This is a genomic window from Roseovarius sp. Pro17 (genome assembly GCF_035599575.1).
In the GTDB taxonomy this organism is placed as follows: Bacteria; Pseudomonadota; Alphaproteobacteria; order Rhodobacterales; family Rhodobacteraceae; genus Roseovarius.
This window is the reverse complement of record NZ_CP141179.1, coordinates 3,317,895-3,336,978: the sequence shown is the minus strand read 5'-3', so window position 1 is coordinate 3,336,978 and position 19,084 is coordinate 3,317,895. Positions and strand designations below refer to the sequence as shown.

The 19,084-nt window shown below is 59.9% G+C and carries 18 protein-coding genes, 1 pseudogene and 1 riboswitch; of the genes and pseudogenes, 12 read left to right on the top strand and 7 right to left on the bottom strand.

Annotation, left to right across the window (positions count from 1 at the left end):
• Nucleotides 1-59 precede the first annotated feature (59 nt).
• Genes U3654_RS16105 through U3654_RS16090 form a run of 4 tightly spaced genes read right to left on the bottom strand, consistent with a single transcriptional unit; the run spans nt 60 to nt 1,970 of the window.
• Nucleotides 60-1,112, bottom strand: coding sequence for a helix-turn-helix domain-containing protein (locus U3654_RS16105; RefSeq protein WP_324752551.1), 1,053 nt, complete (start codon nt 1,110-1,112; stop codon nt 60-62).
• Entirely contained in the window at nt 1,109-1,504 is a 396-nt protein-coding gene (locus tag U3654_RS16100) for a VRR-NUC domain-containing protein (protein WP_324752550.1), read from the bottom strand. Before U3654_RS16100 ends, U3654_RS16105 begins: the two co-directional genes overlap by 4 nt.
• The gene (locus U3654_RS16095) at nt 1,501-1,731 is read right to left on the bottom strand and encodes a hypothetical protein (RefSeq protein ID WP_324752549.1); all 231 of its coding nucleotides are present in this window, start codon (nt 1,729-1,731) and stop codon (nt 1,501-1,503) included. Before U3654_RS16095 ends, U3654_RS16100 begins: the two co-directional genes overlap by 4 nt.
• Nucleotides 1,731-1,970, bottom strand: coding sequence for a helix-turn-helix domain-containing protein (locus tag U3654_RS16090; RefSeq protein ID WP_324752548.1), 240 nt, complete (start codon nt 1,968-1,970; stop codon nt 1,731-1,733). Before U3654_RS16090 ends, U3654_RS16095 begins: the two co-directional genes overlap by 1 nt.
• Nucleotides 1,971-2,592: 622 nt before the next feature.
• Here U3654_RS16090 and U3654_RS16085 point away from each other — a divergent pair.
• Nucleotides 2,593-3,858 (top strand): site-specific integrase, encoded by a 1,266-nt coding sequence (locus tag U3654_RS16085; RefSeq protein ID WP_324752547.1) that lies wholly within the window; start codon nt 2,593-2,595, stop codon nt 3,856-3,858.
• Nucleotides 3,859-3,883: 25 nt separating this feature from the next.
• Here the strand turns inward: U3654_RS16085 and U3654_RS16080 are convergent, their stop codons facing one another.
• Nucleotides 3,884-4,483, bottom strand: coding sequence for a hypothetical protein (locus tag U3654_RS16080; protein ID WP_324752546.1), 600 nt, complete (start codon nt 4,481-4,483; stop codon nt 3,884-3,886).
• A 552-nt stretch (nt 4,484-5,035) separates the two neighbouring features.
• Between U3654_RS16080 and U3654_RS16075 the strand changes: the two genes are divergently transcribed.
• The gene (locus U3654_RS16075) at nt 5,036-6,649 is read left to right on the top strand and encodes a hypothetical protein (protein ID WP_324752545.1); all 1,614 of its coding nucleotides are present in this window, start codon (nt 5,036-5,038) and stop codon (nt 6,647-6,649) included.
• Nucleotides 6,650-6,654: 5 nt separating this feature from the next.
• Here U3654_RS16075 and U3654_RS16070 read toward each other — a convergent pair whose 3' ends face one another.
• On the bottom strand, nt 6,655-7,416 hold the full coding sequence (locus tag U3654_RS16070; RefSeq protein ID WP_324752544.1) for a hypothetical protein: 762 nt from the start codon (nt 7,414-7,416) through the stop codon (nt 6,655-6,657).
• 243 nt (nt 7,417-7,659) lie between these two features.
• Between U3654_RS16070 and U3654_RS16065 the strand changes: the two genes are divergently transcribed.
• The gene (locus U3654_RS16065; RefSeq protein ID WP_324752543.1) at nt 7,660-8,724 is read left to right on the top strand and encodes a hypothetical protein; all 1,065 of its coding nucleotides are present in this window, start codon (nt 7,660-7,662) and stop codon (nt 8,722-8,724) included.
• A 208-nt stretch (nt 8,725-8,932) separates the two neighbouring features.
• Complete coding sequence (locus tag U3654_RS16060) at nt 8,933-9,439, top strand: hypothetical protein (protein WP_324752542.1); 507 nt, start codon at nt 8,933-8,935, stop codon at nt 9,437-9,439.
• Between the two features lie 1,103 nt (nt 9,440-10,542).
• On the opposite strand, the pseudogene U3654_RS16055 reads toward U3654_RS16060, so the two are convergent.
• Nucleotides 10,543-10,743 (bottom strand): annotated as a pseudogene (locus tag U3654_RS16055) (transposase domain-containing protein); the annotation flags it as partial.
• A gap of 228 nt (nt 10,744-10,971) precedes the next feature.
• Nucleotides 10,972-11,198, top strand: a riboswitch (cobalamin riboswitch).
• Nucleotides 11,199-11,230: 32 nt separating this feature from the next.
• On the opposite strand from U3654_RS16055, the gene U3654_RS16050 reads away from it, so the two are divergent.
• The 8 genes from U3654_RS16050 (at nt 11,231) to U3654_RS16015 (ending at nt 19,083) form a co-directional block, all read left to right on the top strand.
• Nucleotides 11,231-11,413, top strand: coding sequence for a CbtB domain-containing protein (locus U3654_RS16050; protein ID WP_255014038.1), 183 nt, complete (start codon nt 11,231-11,233; stop codon nt 11,411-11,413).
• A gap of 3 nt (nt 11,414-11,416) precedes the next feature.
• Nucleotides 11,417-12,115: a CbtA family protein gene (locus U3654_RS16045; RefSeq protein WP_255014036.1), complete on the top strand. Its 699-nt coding sequence runs from the start codon at nt 11,417-11,419 to the stop codon at nt 12,113-12,115.
• A complete protein-coding gene (locus U3654_RS16040; protein ID WP_255014034.1) occupies nt 12,112-12,618 on the top strand; it encodes a hypothetical protein in 507 nt (168 codons plus the stop codon). The genes U3654_RS16045 and U3654_RS16040 overlap by 4 nt, the downstream gene beginning before the upstream one ends.
• Before the next feature lie 66 nt (nt 12,619-12,684).
• Nucleotides 12,685-13,047 carry a DUF1636 family protein gene (locus tag U3654_RS16035; RefSeq protein WP_255014033.1) on the top strand — a complete coding sequence of 121 codons (363 nt, stop codon included), beginning with the start codon at nt 12,685-12,687 and terminating at the stop codon, nt 13,045-13,047.
• Complete coding sequence (gene cobW / locus U3654_RS16030) at nt 13,044-14,078, top strand: cobalamin biosynthesis protein CobW (RefSeq protein WP_324752541.1); 1,035 nt, start codon at nt 13,044-13,046, stop codon at nt 14,076-14,078. Before U3654_RS16035 ends, cobW begins: the two co-directional genes overlap by 4 nt.
• Before the next feature lie 3 nt (nt 14,079-14,081).
• Nucleotides 14,082-17,324, top strand: coding sequence for a cobaltochelatase subunit CobN (gene cobN / locus U3654_RS16025; protein WP_324752540.1), 3,243 nt, complete (start codon nt 14,082-14,084; stop codon nt 17,322-17,324).
• Entirely contained in the window at nt 17,321-18,454 is a 1,134-nt protein-coding gene (locus tag U3654_RS16020) for a precorrin-3B synthase (RefSeq protein WP_324752539.1), read from the top strand. The genes cobN and U3654_RS16020 overlap by 4 nt, the downstream gene beginning before the upstream one ends.
• Nucleotides 18,454-19,083, top strand: coding sequence for a precorrin-8X methylmutase (locus tag U3654_RS16015; protein ID WP_324752538.1), 630 nt, complete (start codon nt 18,454-18,456; stop codon nt 19,081-19,083). Before U3654_RS16020 ends, U3654_RS16015 begins: the two co-directional genes overlap by 1 nt.
• The last annotated feature ends 1 nt before the right edge of the window (nt 19,084 follow it).

The window sequence follows — 19,084 nt, the reverse complement described above, 5'->3', positions numbered from 1 at the left end:
CAAGCCTCCGCCGCCTGCGCAGAGGGACAATCCGTGCCGGGGACGTGACACCAAGCCATTCACCGCCCCCCCCGCTGACGCAGCCTGTCCGCTGTCACCAACCTGCGGGCCAGCATCGCCTCGCACATGGCGTTGCTGATCATGCCATTGGGCAGATATTCGTCGGAGTTGACCTTGGCCGCATAGAACGTTGCCAGTTCATCTGGGCTGGGCGGTGGCTTGCCTTGGGCCTTGCGGCTGCGCTTGGATTTCAGGGCGCTGACATTTGCGGCAGCCTCCTGCGCATCGCGCTGGGCGGCGCGTTCCATGGCACGATCCAGCGCTTTCGGTCCATCGGGCGGATCGGGGTGTTCGTTCCGGGTTTCGGCCGCGACCTCGATGATCCGGTTCTCGGAGAGCCCGAAATCATCGATCCATCGCCGCACATGGGTCCGCGCTGGCCAACCCAGCCACCAAGAGGGCAGCGTGGCATTGGCGGCAAAGCCCAGCGCGCCGAGCAGCTCTGCAAAAAACCGATCAAAATCGGAATCGCGCGCTTGCGCGTCCTCCTCCTCCTTTACTGGTTTACTTAAAGGTTCCCTTACAAGGTTAGTGTCGCAAATTGAGACACGGGATTGGTCATTTTTGAGACACGGGTTTGCGCCAAACTGAGACACGGACCCGTGTTCTGAAACGAGACACGGGTTCGGGTCTGTCTCGGGCGACAAGCCCTTGTCGATATGCGATTTTTCGGCAAGTGACCCGTGTCTCAAATCCGGACACGGGGTTTCAGCCTCTCCTGCCTCGAAGGGATTGGTTGAATCACTCTCGATTTGGCCCGATCCGCGCGGCGTAAACCCTGGCTCAAAGCCCAGAAGATAGCGGGTGGGGCGCTGCTGGCCGGTCCTGGGGTCGATGACCCGGATCCGGCGAATGAGTTTGCGTGCTTCCAGCCCGTCGAGGTGACGGTTCAGCGTCGCCCGGCTGATCTCGCAATCATGGGCCAGCCGCGCCTGTGATGGAAAACAGCCGTAGTCCGGGTTGAACCGGTCACACAGATGCCAGAGCACGATCTTGGTGGTGGGCTTCAGCCCGCGCTGTTTGATGGCCCAGTTGGTGGCTTCGTGGCTCATGGCGAAGGCCTCCGCACTGGAAGTTGCACGCGGCTGGTGAACCCGTGATCGGCCAGCGCGCCCAGCGCGTCATCGAGACTGCGCACCAGCGCCCAGCCGAACCCTTGCGCCAGCACCGCATCGCGAAAGGCTTCTTGCGAGGGGCGCAAGCGGCCCTTTGGGGCTTTCAGTTCCAGACACAGGACCCGCCCATCGCAGAGCACCATCAGGTCAGAAAAACCCGCGTGCACGCCCATGCCCACCAGGATCGCCTGGCGCTTCGCGCCGCGCGGCCCGGGCTCTGCCACCTCATTGGCGCAGTGATGGATGATGGCGGTGCGGGGCAGGGCAACGCGCAACGTCTGCACGACGGCACGCTGCAGATCGGCCTCGGGCGTGTGGCGGCGCGTCATCGTGCCACCTCACCATCTTGATCCCGCTGCGGGGCGCTACGGGTTGGCTGCCGTGCGTCGATGACCACCAGCAGGATGCGGGCGTCCTCGCGTTCAGAGGCAGTTTCGCCATGGGCGTCGAGGACATTGCAGGCGAGCCGGATCAGGTGGTCGCTGTGATGGGCAACATCGGCGATCACAGCGCGGGCTTCCGCGACGCGGTCAGCGGGCCAGGTTGATGTGTGCATCACCGGCGCCCTCCGGTACGGCGGCGGCGCGGGGCGGCCTGCTCCTGCTCCTCCAGCCAGTCCTCTATTGCGGCGCGGCGGTAATAGACCTTGCGCCCGGCGCGCACGCAGGGCGGGCCGGTGCGTTGGGCCTCCCAGCGGCGCAGAGTGTCGACCGACAGGCCGAGTTCCAGCGCCAGGTCGAGTCGGCTGATCCAGCCGACCAGCAGCTTGCGGGGTTTTTCCTTCGATTCTGGCATCGATCCGAGATGCGGCATTGGGGGTCTCCCTGTTCTGGCCCCGTGACTGGTCGTGTCGGGGGGCGTTTGCAGAGATCAGTGAGCGCAGAGGCGAAGGGGTGGCGGCGAGGCGCAGGGTGGCGGAAAGGTCGCCCCCTTTGTGCCACCCCTTGTTTTATTGGGTTATCTTGAGTTTTGCGGGTCAGGTGGGATGAAGCGCCGTCGCGCGACCCGTGGTCGTGGCGGATGCGAAACGCGGGCCGAAGCTGCAAACACCTGCGAACACCGGGATTTACAGGGGGTTTACCGGCATTGGCGGGCAAAGAAGGGGTGGCACCCGGCACGACACCCCTGCCACCCATTGAATTTGTTGGAGATTTACACAATCGGCGTGGTCTGGAGCACTGATTCCGGGTCTTTCGGCATCATTTTGCGCTCGCCAAGGGCCAGTGGTCGCGGTGCCTCCGACCGACGACCGACTCGCCCAGCGCCGGATCGCCAGTAAAACCCAGAAAAACAACGGGTGGCACAAAGGGGCCCGCCTTTCCGCCACCCTGCGCCTCCCCGCCACCCTGCCGTTCATGCTTGCCTTGATAGTACGGCGAAACCACGCCTCATGTTGGATGCAAGAAGGACAGGACACATGCCAGAACGCACCAAGCTGACCGAGAAAGTACTCCGCGAGGCCGTGCCCATCGTTGGGCGCGATTACCAGATTTTCGACACCGACGTGCGCGGGTTCGCGGCCTGCATCTATCGCGGCGGCGGTCGGGCCTTCACGCTCGACTATCGCCACGCCGGGCGGCAGCGCCGGATGACCTTTGGGCGCTGGCCGGAATGGCCGGTGTCAGCGGCACGCGAGCGGGCCAAGGAAATCCGCCGCGAGATTGATGCCGGTGGTGACCCGTTGGCCCAGCGCGGGGCGCTGCGCGAAGCGCCGCGTGTGAATGATCTGATCGAGCGCTACTGCGCCCAGCATCTGCCAAAGCTGGCAGAACGCAATGCCGCCGACCAGCGCGCCTCGCTGGCCAAGCTGGTGGCCCCGGTCTGGGGCCGGAAACTTGTGACGGAAATCACCTCGACCGACGTCGACAAGCTGCTGAACAAGATCGCCGAAGGCCGGGCGCGTCCGCACAAGGAAAAACCCAACAACCGGGCGCGAAAGCTGCAGCCTGCGAAGCCCACGCCGGTGCGCGCCAACCGGATGGGAGAGGTGCTGCGCAAGATGTTCACGCTGGCGGTGGAATGGGGCTGGTGCGCGGACAACCCCGCCCAGCGCTTTCATCGCCGCATTGAGACGCCGCGCGAGCGATTCCTGTCCAAGAAGGAGATCACCAGCCTGGGCGCCGCATTGGATGCGGCAGAAGACCGGCGTGCCGCCGACATCATCCGCATGTGCATGCTGACCGGCGCGCGGCTGGGCGAGGTGCGGCAGGCGCGGTTCGAGCAGTTCAATCTTGAACATCTGAGCTGGTCGAAACCCCCGATGATGACGAAACAGCGCCGAGCGCATCGCGTGCCGATCTCGGACGAGACTGCCGCCATCGTGCGCCAGCGCCAGCTGTCGGTGCCAAGCGGCACACCGTGGCTCTTCCCCGGCGATACGCCCGGCCAGCCGGTGCAGGAGGTGCGGCGGTTCTGGGCGCAGATCCAGAAGAAATGCGCGCTGCAAGACGTGCGCATCCACGACCTGCGGCACACCTTTGCCTCCCTGCTGGTCAGCGGCGGGGCGTCACTGGAAATGATCGGCAAGCTGCTGGGCCACAGCCAGACGCAGACCACGCTGCGCTATGCGCATCTGATGGATTCGCCCCTGCGCGCGGGGGTTGATGCCGTCGCCAGCGCGTTCCGACCGAAGCCGAAGCTGGTTCACGACGCGGACGATCACGGCGACAAAAAGTCGGCCTGACGCGGCCCGGCGCGGATCCGGATCATCATGCATCCTCTCGTCGCAGGGCTCTCCAGATCGGTGTGATCCGCCGCCGAATGCTGCGGCTGTCGGGCATTTTCTTGCCGTCCGTTTGATCCGCGAACCAGTCCTGCATCTCGGCCACCAGCTCGGCTTGTGTCGCGGGCAAACCGTGGTCGTGAATGCGCAGCATCAAGGCAACCGTCATCCCCTCCCAGTCATAGGATTTTGACGCGCCAGGCCCAGCCGCCACGCGCCGAACCATGTCGTTTTCCTCCTCAAAAGCATGGACCTCCTCAGCCATGATCATCATGTCGGCGACAGCAACAGGAATGCCGCCTGCGGGATCAGTGATCAGCAGCCAGTCCTGTCGGGCCAGAGGCCGGATGCGCCACATGACGCTTTCAGAGGGGCCAGTCCCACACCGGCGGAATAGCGGAAGTAGTTCCATAGGCGACAGCACGACCTTGCCTGCAATGATCTCCTCGCCACAGCGGACAGCCGGAATCCCGGTCAAAATGCGAAATTTGCCCGCATCGGACCACCCGGCAATATCTGCGATGTTGCAGCCCCAGCGTGCCGAAGCTTCATGAAGGGTGAAAAACACGCGGGGCGGCAAGGCCATGGCTGAAACCTCCTCAAAATGAACCGAGGATGATCTGAGCTCGAACCGCCTGCAGCCCGCGCTTTGACGGCGCAGGGTAAGTGACCGGGTGGAACGACCTGGCGGGCGCTGATGCGCCTCTGGCGGCCGAATTTGTTGTTCCGATAGACCTGTTTTGCTTTTGGTTGAGGACTGCTCTCCCCACACGTGCAACCTGCACGGGTGCTCGATTCGGAGCAAGAGGGTCACACGGACGAATCTGTGGAAAAGCGAAGACTACCTTGGTGGCAGAGTCAGCAAAGGCGCTGTGGCCGTGCAAGCGGCTGTTATTTCGAGCGGTAACCGGACATTCGGTGCAACAGCCGCACAGCCTTCTGCAATCTGACGAAGCGGACGTTCCCATCTAGAGTATTTCCATGGACATGTTGTAGCTTTCAAAGCGGCTGGTGTCTGTGGAATACATATGCTGAGCACTGACGCATGTCGGCACCCGAAAGTTAAAACGTTTGGCACTGTCGGGGTACCTGAAGTCGTGCGCGTTGTTTAAGCCTCGACTAGGCCTATGGAGTACAAATGAGTTTAGATGGATTTCTCACGTTCATAGGTCTGATGATCGCGACCTATGCCATCTTGAGCCCAATCAGCCGCCTGAGATTAAGGCTAAACATGTATCGGCAGTTGGTACTTGGTACGGTTGCCGTCATTCTTGTCGGATTCTTGGAGTTTTACTTCGAGCTGAAATCCATCGCGCCAGATGGCCTAAGTCCGGTATTTTCGTTTGTTGAGTTCCAGGAACAAACTCCGGGCTTCTCCAATGAGCAAGCAGCGTTTTTAGTGGTAGTTGCTTGGCTGGTACTAGCGCTTTTATTGCACGCCCGTGCGAAACCTCGCGCGATCAGCCTTGGGAACCTCAAAACGCTTTCTGAACGCTTACATGACGAGGGCAGGTATCTTGAACTTGTTGAGTTGGCGGGCCCGTACTTGGAAACGATAAGACGTGCCGTCGAAAAGATTCTGCTTGGACAGCGTCTCCATCACTGGATACTGGACACACATCTAAAGGCCACCAACCCGTTCTTTGCTATCCATAATGACGACAAACTACCCTTACCAAAATGGGTGGCGAGACGAATTAGACCTCTAGCGTCATTGGTTCCCGCGCGACGCAAAGCCTATCATGCTGCTTTAGAAGTCGAAGATCTGGTTCTTCAGTCCGACGGCGTCCGGCAACTTCTGGTACGTCTCAAGCCCGAATTTGCGATGGCATTGATGGATCGCATGGGATGGAAGCATGATGAATTTCGAACACGGTTTTTTCGAGATGCGCTCAATGACAAAGCCAGCCACTTCTACAAGGAACTGAAAGCGACACAAAATTGCGACGGGCCGTTTGGATTTGTAATTGAACCCAAGAGCGTCCTCCTCACGGGTTTTTTTGGTGATGCAAAGGTTGGCGCAAAGTATGGAGTATGGAAGCCCATAGGGGATGAGGCGGTGCGCTTGATCCGCGCCGATCAGGAATACGCAAATCTGCTCAACGGTCCATGCCCGGATGGCGAAGACTTGTGGTCTGACCCAACTTACAACACCATCCACTTCTTTGACATCATGGTGACAGCGGCGGCTCAGCAAGACGTCCCCGACCATATGTGGCTGATGTACATGTCGGTGATCGTTCGGGAGTTAGAGGCAATTCACGAAGTTATAGATGACCGTGTGGACCTTGCAGCTGAGTTTCCAACCTTGGGCAACCGGCTTATCTATGAAGCAACCCGCTGCCTTCGAAAGTGGGTACGCCTTGTCGGCGATTTGCCAGCTGATAGCTCGCATTTGCAACCTAGGAGCCTTCAGGGCGTTGATGGTCCCAGTATCCCGTATTGGGCCGCGAAAGACTGCGTAAATGCCATGCGATACGTCATTGAGAGTGAACGATTGACTGCTGGCTTCATCACCGGCCTTCTTGAAAGCTATATCCGCGACGTCGCAGCCTTGCCTACAAACGGGTCAATCTTCCATTTGCGTAGAATGATGGTTGATGAATTCATCCACGGTGATCCCATTTATGGTGGAGAAAGTCTAAAGACTGTGATCGCAAAATATATTAGTGGTGTAGACCACGTTGTTCTTTACGACGCCCCGGATTTCCAAGAGGCTTTAAAGAAGGAAGACCCAGAAATTTCAGCCTGAGGCAATCAACTGCCAGATCCTGCCTCCCGCCGGGCTACCGCCTCGATTTTCCTAAAGTTTGAAAGTGACGAAAGTGCTCTTCTGACCTTTGGAGTATCGTGCCCGCCTGGTATTAGGTATCGATGATCTACAACTAAAGAGGGAACTTTGGGTGAAAGTGCTGCAAAAAAAATTCCGCCAGCGACAAAGTGGTGGATCGTATGAAGAATGGAGCCTATTTGTATGTTCGCCCTGTAAGGTGCTGCGATGGCATTTCGTATTTGACTAGCACTGATATTGCCACCTTTGTCATGCAGGTGCGCCACCTCGAACGAAAAGTCCAAAAAAGGGTCACAAAGCTCTAGGGCAGCAGTAGAAATTTGGTCGACGTCCGCTTCGGTAATTCTATATCCGCTGTACATAGATGCGGAGGACAGTTGGGCGCGCCACAGAACGCTACAGATGAAGAAGGCGAGAATACTGTGATCGATGGTCTTTAGCGGGTTCACAGACGTCGCACTTTTAACGAAAAGTATAGCGGCTTCATCACACGATTCATTGAAGTACATTTCACACTTCGCACATAGAATGTAGGACCATCCGCTTTCAGAGCTGGGTCGGGTGCCAAAGTCCTGATGGATTTTTGTGGCCTTGCCTTTACCGCCCCGCTTTAAATCTCGAAAAAACGCATCAGGAATCGCATGTGACTTCCTAAGCTGTCTATTTTGCCCGCAGCGCTCACATGTAGAGAGCTTTTGGGAATTCACCCGTCGTTGCGTCCAGTCCACGGTTGCTTCCTATGGCGAAACTCACCTTACAATCTCGCCTTCAAGTTCACCTAACACCGACATTGGTTTGCTGATCAGGGAAATCACAAGACCTCACGTCAAACGTTTGCTTTCGAGAAGCTACGTTGCAGCATGCCATGGCATTGGTCAACGGCAGCTAAAGGCCGGGAGTGCCGATGGCGCTTGCCCGTGGGTTTGCACTGCGATTGAATGGCGGTAATTTCCGAAAGGTCAGAATTGCTTATGCCAATCTACGAGTTTGCCAGCGAAGAAATCCGCCCCCTGCTAAAGACCACGTTCAGCCAGATGCAGCTGCAGGAGCGCCGTGATCTTCAGCGCCTTCTGCGGGCCAACATCTCAGTGGTTGCACCCGATACGCTCGTGATCGCGGAGGAGTTCGGGGACTGGGACGAGTCGCGGCGGCGCATCGACCTTCTCGGCATCGACCGCGATGCGAATCTCGTCGTGGTCGAGCTCAAGCGAACGGAGGACGGCGGCCACATGGAACTGCAGGCTATCCGCTACGCCGCGATGGTCTCGACCATGACCTTCGATCAGGCTGCCGACGTGTTCGGTCGCTATCTCGCACAGATCGGTAACGCCGACACCGATGCACGGGCCGAGCTGCTCGACTTCCTCGGGTGGGACGAACCCGATGAGGATGCGTTCGCGCAGGACGTGCGGATTGTCCTGGCATCGGCCGAATTCGCTCGCGAGTTGACGACATCGGTCCTCTGGCTCGTGGAGCGCGGCATCGACATCCGCTGTGTGCGCCTCCAGCCTTACGACCACGACGGTCGAGTTTTTGCGGATGTCCAGCAGATCATCCCGCTCCCGGAGATGGCGGAATACCAGGTCCGGGTCACCGAGAAGAAGCGCAAGGAGCGCGAGGCGCGCTCGGACACCCGCAACTGGACCAGCTACGATGTCAGTCTCGGTGGAAATAAGCTATCTGCGCTGCGGAAGCGGCACGCCATTTATCAGACGTTCCGCCATCTCGTGGAGCACGGCATCGCCCCGGAGAAGATCGCCGAACAGTGCGGCCCGCGGGCCAATCGGGCGCTCGTGTCAGTCGATGGGGACGTGAACGCGGAAGACTTCTATCGTCTCGCGAAAGAGGCGCGGGCGAAGGAGGGGCGCAGCTTCGACCCGACCCGATACTTCTGCGGTAACGAAGAACTCGTCCACTTCGGCGGCAGGACATACGCTTTCCTCAACCAATGGGGCGAGTCGGACTGGAAGCAAGCCATAGTCAATCTGCGCGAGGTATTCTCCGATAAGGAGATCGAGTTCACGCCATCCGAATAGCGGCCCCAATCGTCTGCTTCTTCCACTGATCGAATTGCGGTCCTTATTTTTTTGCGACAGCTGCGGCGAACGTCCGGTTTGACGGGCCGCGCCGCAGCATAATTTTCAGTGACTGCAGTCTCCTCCGGGCCGCCAACACCATCCAATAATCGTCTTGCAATGTAATCGCTTGTTTCCCACCTTTGAAGTGCTTCAACTCAGGAGACTTATGATGAGCGCACGTTTATCGAAAGCAATCAGGATAGGCGATGCCGCAAAGGCGGTCTTCCGAAAGACAAAGATGTTTCCAGGCCAGCGCTTTGAAGAGCATGAAGACTGGTGCGAGCGCGAACATGTCGGAGTCGAACCGATGCTGTTAGCTCTTTCGATGGAGTTGGCGCTCAAAGCGTGGTTCGTTTTTGACTACGATGATCCCAAGGTTATCAAGTCGCATAACCTCGAAAAGCTGTTTGACAGCTTGTTGCCAGAGAGTCAGCGGAAACTCGAAGTGGAATTCAAGAGATCAGTTGCTCCACGGCATCCTAGTGCATTCTACATCGACTACAGTATTCGCGACATTCTTTCCCAGCACAAAGATGCATTCATCGATTGGCGCTATCTCCATGAGGCAAAGAAATCGATGATGTTTGACCAGAGTGCTTTTGAAGCGACGCTGGAGATGGTTCTCCGGGAGTTCAGAAAAAGATACCGCACTGAAAATGTGAACCCGCTTTGACCGTCTTGAAAGATGCCTGCTTTTTGGGAAGCTGCAGTGCAGCGTCAGAGAAATTGGCGCACCGGGGGGCGTGGGCCGAAAGCGATTATAATCAACGCATCAACGATCAGTTTACATCAACGCCACATCAACCTGCGACTGCGCGTTTCAGACTGATTTTGCGGCTGAATGCATGTGAATGTTTTTGATTGCGGAGCGAATAAACTTGTCGAAACAAACGCATATCGCATAAGTGGCTGTTATCGTTAAGCTATTGGAATCGCGGGTATTTCGGCTCATAACCTGAAGGTCGTAGGTTCAAATCCTACTCCCGCAACCAAATTACTACACGATATCAAATGCTTAAAGCCCGACCTAATCAGTCGGGCTTTTGCTTGTGCGGTTTACATCAACGCCACATCAACACCGGACCAGAAAAACCGCACCAGCGTGCATAAGCGGGCAGCGACAGGCCACCGCGTGCAAAAAAACGCGACTTGTGGTTTGCTGGAACCGATTACCGCCATATAACGCTTACCGATTTGCAACCGGCCCTGCGAAAAAAACCGTGGCAGCATCGCGCCATGATCTCCTTCCGCCTCACTTCCGATAACCATCCCGACACGCGCGGTGCGTCACGCGGCTGGCCGGGTAGCGTTTCGGACTGGCTTGACCAGTGCTGGATGACCCGGTGACCCTGACGCGGTACTCTTCGGCCATGGCGTGCGATGATGCAGTGTGGCGTTATCAGATGCGTGGAATTTCCCGCGGCCGATTGAAGACGCAACCTTGTGAAACAAATCGGGCCTATCTCTAGGCGGTCCCGCCGCATATTACTTTACGGGGGTTATATCCGACCTGTCCGTCCAGATCATCCGCAAGCCCGTGCCTGGTCCCGCGTCACGGCGTAATCCGCCAGCCAGTCGATCATCATCGCGCCCTCAGGTGACGCTTCAATCTCGTCGGCCATCCCTGACTGTTCGGCTCGGCTGTACTCCATCAATGGCGGGCGGACGCTCTGGCGAACATCAGAACCACTGTGCAGGCGCCGAGCGAGAGCATCGCGGTCCCGAGGGCGGCAGCTGGCGGCGTCCACACACGTCCCGTCTGACTGTTGTTGACACTTATTCCGCCGCCCAGTCCCACGGCATGAGGTCGTCGCGGCGGGGCATCTTGTGATCTGCGACGCGGTCGAGCACTCAGTGAAGACAAACCTCTGGGTCGACGCTGTTCATGCGCGCGGTTTCGATAAGCGTGTAGGCGATGGCTGCGACTTTACCGCCGTCCTTTTGCCCCATGAAGAGATAATTCTTGCGACCGAAGGTTGGCAAGCGGCACGCCGCCTTCGGCCTGCCGTAGCATCGAGATGACCTGCGCGGTCGTGTTTCTGCTCGTTTTCAATCAGTATCTCCTCATGCGTCTTGCCAAACAAGTTTTGCTAATGAAGCACCTTACTTCCGGGAAGATTGCACACCTTACCACCGGAAATTCCTTGTGAAACAGTCTGGCTTCGCGACACAGCGAAAATCGTATTGCCTATGCGAAACCAAACTGGTTATATGAGCAGGCTTGGTGTTCCGAAAAGCGCAGAAATGTGTGGAACCTAACAGGGAATTCAGTAAGGGCAGCCGCCCGAAGCTGGAGCCGCCCCCGCGACTGTAAGCGGTGAGCTGTTGCCCCTCATGCCACTTGCCAAACCCGACGACGGGTGCGGTGGGGAAGGCGGGCAAACAGCCACGACCCGCGAGCCAGGAGACCTGCCAAGCACGATTGAAACGCGATGCCGTCGGGTGGACGGTAAGGAGAGCTACAATGACTACACTGACCCAAGTTCAGGGCCAATCCCATGGCAAGTTGCGCGCTGATATATTGCCCGCGCTTTTCGCGGCAGTTCTGGGACTGGCGATTATTACCCTGACAGGCCACGTTCAGGCCTCGGCGTTGCATGACGCCGCCCACGATGTGCGTCACGCCACCGGCTTTCCCTGCCACTAACGGATGTTCTCTAAATTTTTGACCAGCGCGTTGTTCGCTGGTGCTGTAGCTGGCTTGATTGCCGGTCTGCTACAGTTGGCATTCGTGCAGCCTGTTTTGCTGCATGCGGAGCTTTATGAGCGTGGAGAACTGTTGCATTTCGGGGCCGATCCGGTCACCGCGCATCCGGTGTTGCCGGGGTTTGATGCGGTTCGTGACGGGCTGAGCGTGATCTTCACGATGCTGACCTATACGGGCTATGGCTTGCTCCTGCTGGCGATGATGTCAGTGGCCGAGGGGCGCGGCGCGCAGATAGATGGGCGCATGGGGATGATCTGGGGCATTGCGGGCTTCGTCACATTCCACCTTGCCCCGGCCTTTACGCTTGCGCCCGAGGTTCCGGGCGTGGCGGCGGCAGAGGTGGGTGCGAGGCAGGTCTGGTGGTTTGCCACGGTCGTGTCGGCGGGGGTGGCGCTGTGGCTGCTTGCGTTTGCGCGCAATTGGGCGCTTCGGGGTCTGGCCGTGGTCTTGCTGGCAGCACCTCATTTGATCGGCGCGCCAGAGCCGGACAGCTTTAGTGGTACAGTGCCACCAGAAATCGCTGCCCTCTTCGCGGCGCGGGCCTTGGGCGTCGGTTTGGCCGCGTGGGTGTTGCTGGGCGCCTTCGCCGGTTATTTTTGGCGGCGGGAGGAGGCGCACGACACAGCGAGAGTCGGCGCATGAACAGGGCGCTTGGTCTTTTCGCCATCGGACTGGTGTTCGGTGGCGGAATAGGCTTCACGCTTGCTGCGGGCAGTGGGGTCACTTTTGATGGGCACGATCACGGTTATGCTGCTGTGCATGGCGGCATGACTAAGGGCCACAGCGGCAGCGCGCATGATATCGCGCACACCACTGCGCTTGAGGTGCCCGCACTCGATGCGCCCGAAATTGCAATTGAGCTGACCCGCGATCCGATCGAGGGCTACAACCTTCAGGTTCATACCGGAAACTTCACCTTCACGCCCCGGGCCGTCGGCCTGGTGGATGTGCCGGGCGAGGGGCATGCGCATGTTTATGTCAACGGTGAAAAGCTGGGCCGTCTTTATGGCGCATGGATGCATCTTCCACGTCTGCCGCAAGGCGAGGTGATCGTTTTAGTCACGCTGAACAGTAACACCCACGGCCCGCTTGCCGTGGACGGGACGCCAATTGCCGCCATCACGACGCTTTTCGTTGAGGAGTGACCGTTGCGTCAGCGAATACCGGAAGCCCGCCATGCGCCTTTTGATCTCCAGAAAGGAGACCCGCCAATGACCGCTACCTTGCATGTCTGCATGACTTGCCGCGCTGGCGAGGTGCCACAGGACGATGCGCCACGCCCCGGCGCATTGCTGCACGCAGCCTTGACCGAGGCAGGTGCGCCGGAAGGGGTGCAGATCGTGCCGGTTGAATGCCTGTCGGCCTGTTCACAAGGGGCGACTGTTGCACTGTCGTCGCCCGGAAAATGGACCTACGTCTATGGACGGCTGAGCCGTGCCGACAGTGTCGAAATCCTTGCAGGTGCCGCCGCTTATGCCGCCTCCGCCGATGGCCTTGTGCCGTGGCGTGAACGCCCCGTGATTTTCCGCAAGCAAAGCCTTGCCCGTATTCCCCCGATGGAGGCCCCCAAATGACCGACCTTGCCAAAATCCCCGTGACCGTGATCACCGGCTTTCTCGGCTCGGGCAAAACTACGCTGATCCGCCACCTGATGACCCATTCAAAGGGGCGTCGCTTGGCTGTGCTGGTCAACGAATTCGGCACCGTCGGCGTCGACGGCGACATTTTGACATCCTGTGCGGATGAGGATTGCCCTGCGGAAAACATTGTGGAACTGGCCAACGGCTGCATTTGCTGCACCGTAGCCGACGATTTCATTCCCACAATCGAGGCGCTGATGGCGATGCCGGTGCGTCCCGACCATATTCTGATCGAAACCTCGGGGCTGGCTCTGCCAAAACCCTTGCTCAAGGCCTTTGACTGGCCGGCGATCCGCTCGAAGATCACCGTGGATGGCGTGATCGCGCTGGCTGATGCCGAAGCGGTTGCCGCCGGCCGGTTTGCTTCTGATGTCGCAGCAGTGGATGCGCAGCGTCTGGCGGATGACAGCATCGACCATGACACGCCGCTGTCAGAGGTTTTCGAGGATCAGATTTCCTGTGCCGACATCCTCTTGCTGTCCAAGGCCGACCTTGCCGGACCAGACGGCCTTGCAGCAGCGCGCAAGCTGATCGAGGCGCAGAGCCCGCGCAAGATACCCATCCTTGAGATGAGCGAGGGTGTGATTGATCCCAACGTGATTCTTGGCCTGAACGCTGCCGCCGAAGACGATATTGCCGCGCGACCATCGCACCATGACGGTGCGGACGACCACGAGCACGAGGATTTCGAAACTGTCGTCGTCCCGATGCCGGAAGTGGATGATGTCGATGCATTGATTACCGCGATCGAGCGTCTGGCGAACGAGCAGCACATCCTGCGGGTCAAGGGCTATGTCGCCGTGATGGGCAAGCCGATGCGCCTTTTGGTGCAGGCCGTGGGGGCGCGCGTTCGCCACCAGTTTGACCGCCCCTGGGGCGCCGGCCAGCGCGCCGGGCATCTGGTCGTCATCGGCGAGCACGACCACATCGACGCTGCCCGGATCCACCAGACACTAGGGGCCTGAACCATGCACATCGTTTTCCGTGAAAGTCATGGGCTGGAGGATACGGATGCACCGTATGATCCCGGCCAGACGCCAGCGGATCTCGTCGTGCTGTCCTTTTCCGACAGTGATCTTGGCGCCTTTGCTGCGGGTTGGCATCGGGGGGGCGGGCCGAAGGGTGATCTGCCGACCTTGCGCCTGTGCAACCTTGTGGCCCTGCGCCATCCCGCGTCCGTTGATAATTATGTCGAGGCGACGCTGACAGGGGCGAAAGGTATTCTGATCCGACTGATCGGGGGCGAGAATTACTGGCCTTATGGCATCATGCAGGTTCAGGACTTTGCGCGCCGCCATAACATCGCCCTTGCGATCCTGCCCGCCGATGGGCGCGAAGATCCCGGCCTTGATGCCCATTCGACGCTTCCGGTCTCGACGCTGCGGCGGCTGTCACATCTATGCGACACTGGCGGACCCGTCGCCGCACAGGCGGCTTTGGCGCAACTTGCGCTGGCCGCAGGGTTTTACGCGGCTCCGGTTCTGGGTGCGAAATCCGTGCCAGATTGTGGCTATTACGATCCTGTCAAAGGGGTGATCCCCATCGTCAATGCGGGCAAAGACGTGGTCGCCGTGACCTTCTATCGCAGCTACCTGATGGCCTCTGATACCGCGCCGGTCGACGCGATAATCGCCGCCCTGCAAGAACGGGGTTTCAATGCGATCGGTCTGTTTGTGCCGTCGCTGAAGGCCGACAGCGCGCGCGCCTTCCTTGCCGAGGCTTTGGCCCATCTGGCCCCTGTGGCAATCGTAAACGCGACTGCGTTTTCGGGGCGCGGCGAGGATGGGCGCACGCCGCTGGACGCGCCCGGCTGTCCTGTGTTTCAAGTGGCCCTCTCTACCGCACAGCGCAAGGACTGGGCGACGAGCGAGCGCGGGTTATCCCCTGCTGATCTTGTGATGAACGTCGTCATGCCCGAGGTCGATGGCCGCATTTTTGCCGGTGTCGTCAGCTTTAAGGCACCGGGTAAGAAAGATCCCGATCTGCAATTTTCCCGGTTTGCCCACGGCGCCGATGCTGATCGCATTGGCGCCGTCGCGGACCGGGTATTGGCATGGCATCGGCTGGCCAAAACACCGCCGCACAACCGAAAGCTGGCGCTGGTCCTGTCGACATACCCGGGCCGCGAAGATCAGATCGCTCATGCCGTCGGCCTTGATGCGCTGGCCTCGGTCGAGGGAATGTTGCAAACCCTTGCCGACGCCGGATATACCGTGAGCTCCGACACCGGATTTGGCAAAAGCCTTCCCCGTCAGAGCATTGCCTGGCCCTTGGATGACTACCGTAGAGCACTCGCAACCCTGCCGCAAGAATTGCGCGACGATCTGATCGCAGCCTGGGGCAGAGCGGAAGATGATCCGCTTTTCAAGAACGACGCATTTCACTTTCCCGCGCAGGCGTGCGGCAATGCGCTGATTGCGCTGCAACCGGAACGGGGCGCGACGGTCGCCCGCGAAAATGATTATCATGACCTCGCCCGCGTGCCGCGCCATTCCTACGTCGCTTTTTACCTTTGGCTGTGTGCGCAGGAGTATCACGGGTTGGTGCATATCGGGGCGCATGGCACGCTGGAATGGTTGCCGGGCAAATCGGTTGCTCTTTCCGATGATTGCTGGCCCGAAGCGCTGACGGGTGCGATGCCTGTAATCTATCCTTTCATTGTCAACGACCCCGGCGAGGCCGCACAGGCCAAACGTCGGATTGGGGCCGTGACACTGGGCCATATGCCACCTCCCATGAAAGACAGCGTCGTGCCCGAAGGGCTATTACGCCTTGAGGCTCTGCTTGACGAATACTCCTCGGCCGACGGTCTTGACGCTGCCCGCCGCGACCGACTGATCGGCATCATCCGTGCCGAAGCACAGGCCTCCGGCGTCGAAGCCGACCTCGGCCTTGATCTGGCCGCCTCTGCCGCAGAGGCGATGACGCGTATTGACCGCTTTGTCTGCGACATCAAGGAAAGCCAATATGGCGATGGGCTGCATATCTTTGGCGCAGCGAAGGGTGAGACCGAGGGCTTGCTGACCGCCCTTGCTGGCCGTCGGGTGCCCGCTGGTCCGTCCGGCTCGCCCTATCGGGGGCGCGCCGATGTTTTGCCGACCGGGCGGAACCTGTATTCGGTCGACCCGCGCGCCGTGCCGTCCCGCGCGGCGCATGCTCAAGGCGTGAAGCTGGCCGAAGAACTGCTGCGCCGCCACCTTCAGGACAAGGGTGATTGGCCCAAAGGGCTGGTGATCGACCTTTGGGGTTCGGCGACCATGCGCACGGCTGGCGAAGAGGTGGCAATGGCGCTGCATCTTGCCGGGCTTACCCCCAAGTGGGACGAGGGATCGGACCGCGTGTCGGGCTTTGAGATTGTGCCGCTGGCGCTGCTGGACCGACCCCGTATCGATGTTACCTTGCGCATCTCTGGCCTGTTCCGGGATGTCTTTCCTGGCCTTGCGCAGATATTTGAGGCTGGCGCTGTTGCCCTGTCCCAGCGTGATGAAGCGCCTGACATGAACCCTTACCTGATCCTAACGCCGCGCGTCTTTGGGCCCAAGCCTGGCCTTTACGGTATCAACATCGAAAACGCGCTGCACGACTATTCTGATGCGGGCCGCGATGCTGCCGGGCAGGCGTGGCTGGCTGGCTCGGAATGGGCGATTGATGCGCAAGGCACGGCGCAGCGCGACCGCGCTGCCCTTGAGGCGCGTTTGCACAAGGCGGATGGGTTCGCGCATGTGCAAGACCTGCTGGAAAGCGATATCTTGCTGGCGTCTGACTATGCCAGCCACGAGGGCGGGTTTGCGGCTGCTATGGCCCATCTTGGGGCTGCTGAGCCGGCGATGTATCATATCGACCACACCCGCGCCGGTACCCCGCGCGCGCGGACCATACCCGAAGAAATCGCCCGCGTCGTGCGCGCCCGCGCCGCCAATCCCGATTGGGCCAGCGGCATGATGCGCCATGGCTTTCGCGGCGCGGCAGAGATTGCGGCCACGCTCGATAATCTGGCCGCTTTCGCGCATCTGACGCGGAACGTGCCCGCGCATCTGATTGAGCTTTACTATGACGCAACACTGGGCCGCGACGATCTGGTTGACTTTATGGCCACGGAAAACCCCGCCGCGCTAGATGCGTTGCAGAGCCGCTTTGCCGCCCTGCGCGACGCTGGCCTATGGGTCACGCGACGCAATTCGATCAACGCTGCCTTGGACGCCGCGCAATGAACGCCGCACCTCAGGTCAAGGGCTGGTGCCCCGGTGCACTGCGTCCGATGATGTCGGGAGACGGGCTGATCGTGCGGATTAGGCCCCCCATGGGCCGCCTGACACAACGGCAGGCGTCGGGAATCGCAGCACTTGCCACAAGCTGCGGCATTGGCATCATCGACCTGTCTAACCGCGCCAATGTGCAACTGCGCGGCGTGGCAGAGGATCGCTATGAGACGCTCATTGATGGGCTGCGGGCGCTGGAGTTGATCGACCCCGATGTTACCGTCGAAAGTCGGCGCAATATTCTAATTACGCCGTTTCGGACGATGGGTGACACAAACGAGGCCATTGCCGCAGAACTCGCCGCAGCACTGGCTGCCCCAGATGCGCCCGATGTCAGCGCAAAGTTCGGCTATGCGATCGACGCGGGGTTAACTCCCGTCCTTCAAAGTGCGCCCGCCGATATTCGGCTTGAACCGGGCGCGGATGGCCATTTGCTCGTTTGTGCGGGCGATCACCCCTTCGGCAAACCGGTGACCGACGGCGAAGCGGTTTCGCAGATGCTGAACCTTGCCCGCTGGAGCCTTGGTCGCGCCGCGCGCATGTCCCGCCTGCTTGCCAGCGGCCCTGCGCTGCCGCAGGGTTTCACCCTACCGCGACAGGGTGCTACAACCGCGCCGCAACCGGGCCTTTATTCCGCTGGGGCGCTTATTGGCATGGCGTTCGGGCAGATCGACGCGGCCACCCTTGAAACCGTCGCCAATATCGGTGCGTTGCGCGTGACCCCTTGGCGGATGCTGCTGATTGAGGGGGCCGGAAAACTGCCAGCACACCCCAGCCTAATCACCGACCCCTTCGATCCACTGCTTCGGGTCGTAGCCTGCGTTGGCGCACCCGGTTGTGCGCGGGCATTTGCTGCCACGCGCCCCGTTGCCCGCGCGCTTGCGGCGTATGTGCCGTCGGGGCAGACCCTACATATCTCGGGCTGTGCCAAAGGCTGCGCAATGCCTCGCGGCGCAAGCGTTACGCTGACAGCCACACCTGCGGGGTTCGATCTGATCCGCAACGCCACTGCCGACGCGGCCCCCGAGCACACTGGTCTACATGCGAACGACCTTCCCAACTATCTGCAAAAGGCGCTCTGATGAAGCATACCTATATCACCGATGGCGCCGAGATTTATCGTCAATCCTTTGCCACCATCCGCGCCGAGGCGGCACTTACCCGCTTTTCACCTGAAGAGGAAATCGTCGTCGTGCGCATGATCCACGCTGCCGGAATGGTCGGGCTGGAACAGCACCTCCGCTTTTCCCCCGGCATGGCCAACTCTGCGCGAGCCGCATTGGAGGGCGGTGCGCCTATTCTCTGCGACGCCTACATGGTTTCCGAAGGTATCACCCGCAAACGCCTGCCACGCGAGAACGAGGTAATCTGCACCTTGCGCGATCCAAAAGTGCCACAAATGGCCGCCGACATGAGCAACACGCGTTCCGCCGCTGCATTGGAACTGTGGCGTCCCCATCTGCAAGGCGCCGTTGTCGCAATTGGCAATGCGCCTACTGCATTGTTCCATCTGCTCAACATGCTGCAAGACCCAGACTGCCCGCGTCCCGCCGCGATTATTGGTTGTCCGGTTGGTTTTATCGGTGCGGCGGAGGCCAAAGATGCGCTGATGGCTGATTTGCCGGTTCCGGCGATGATCGTCGCGGGGCGGCTCGGCGGCTCGGCGATGACGGTGGCGGCGGTCAACGCCCTTGCCAGCCGGGTGGAGTGAC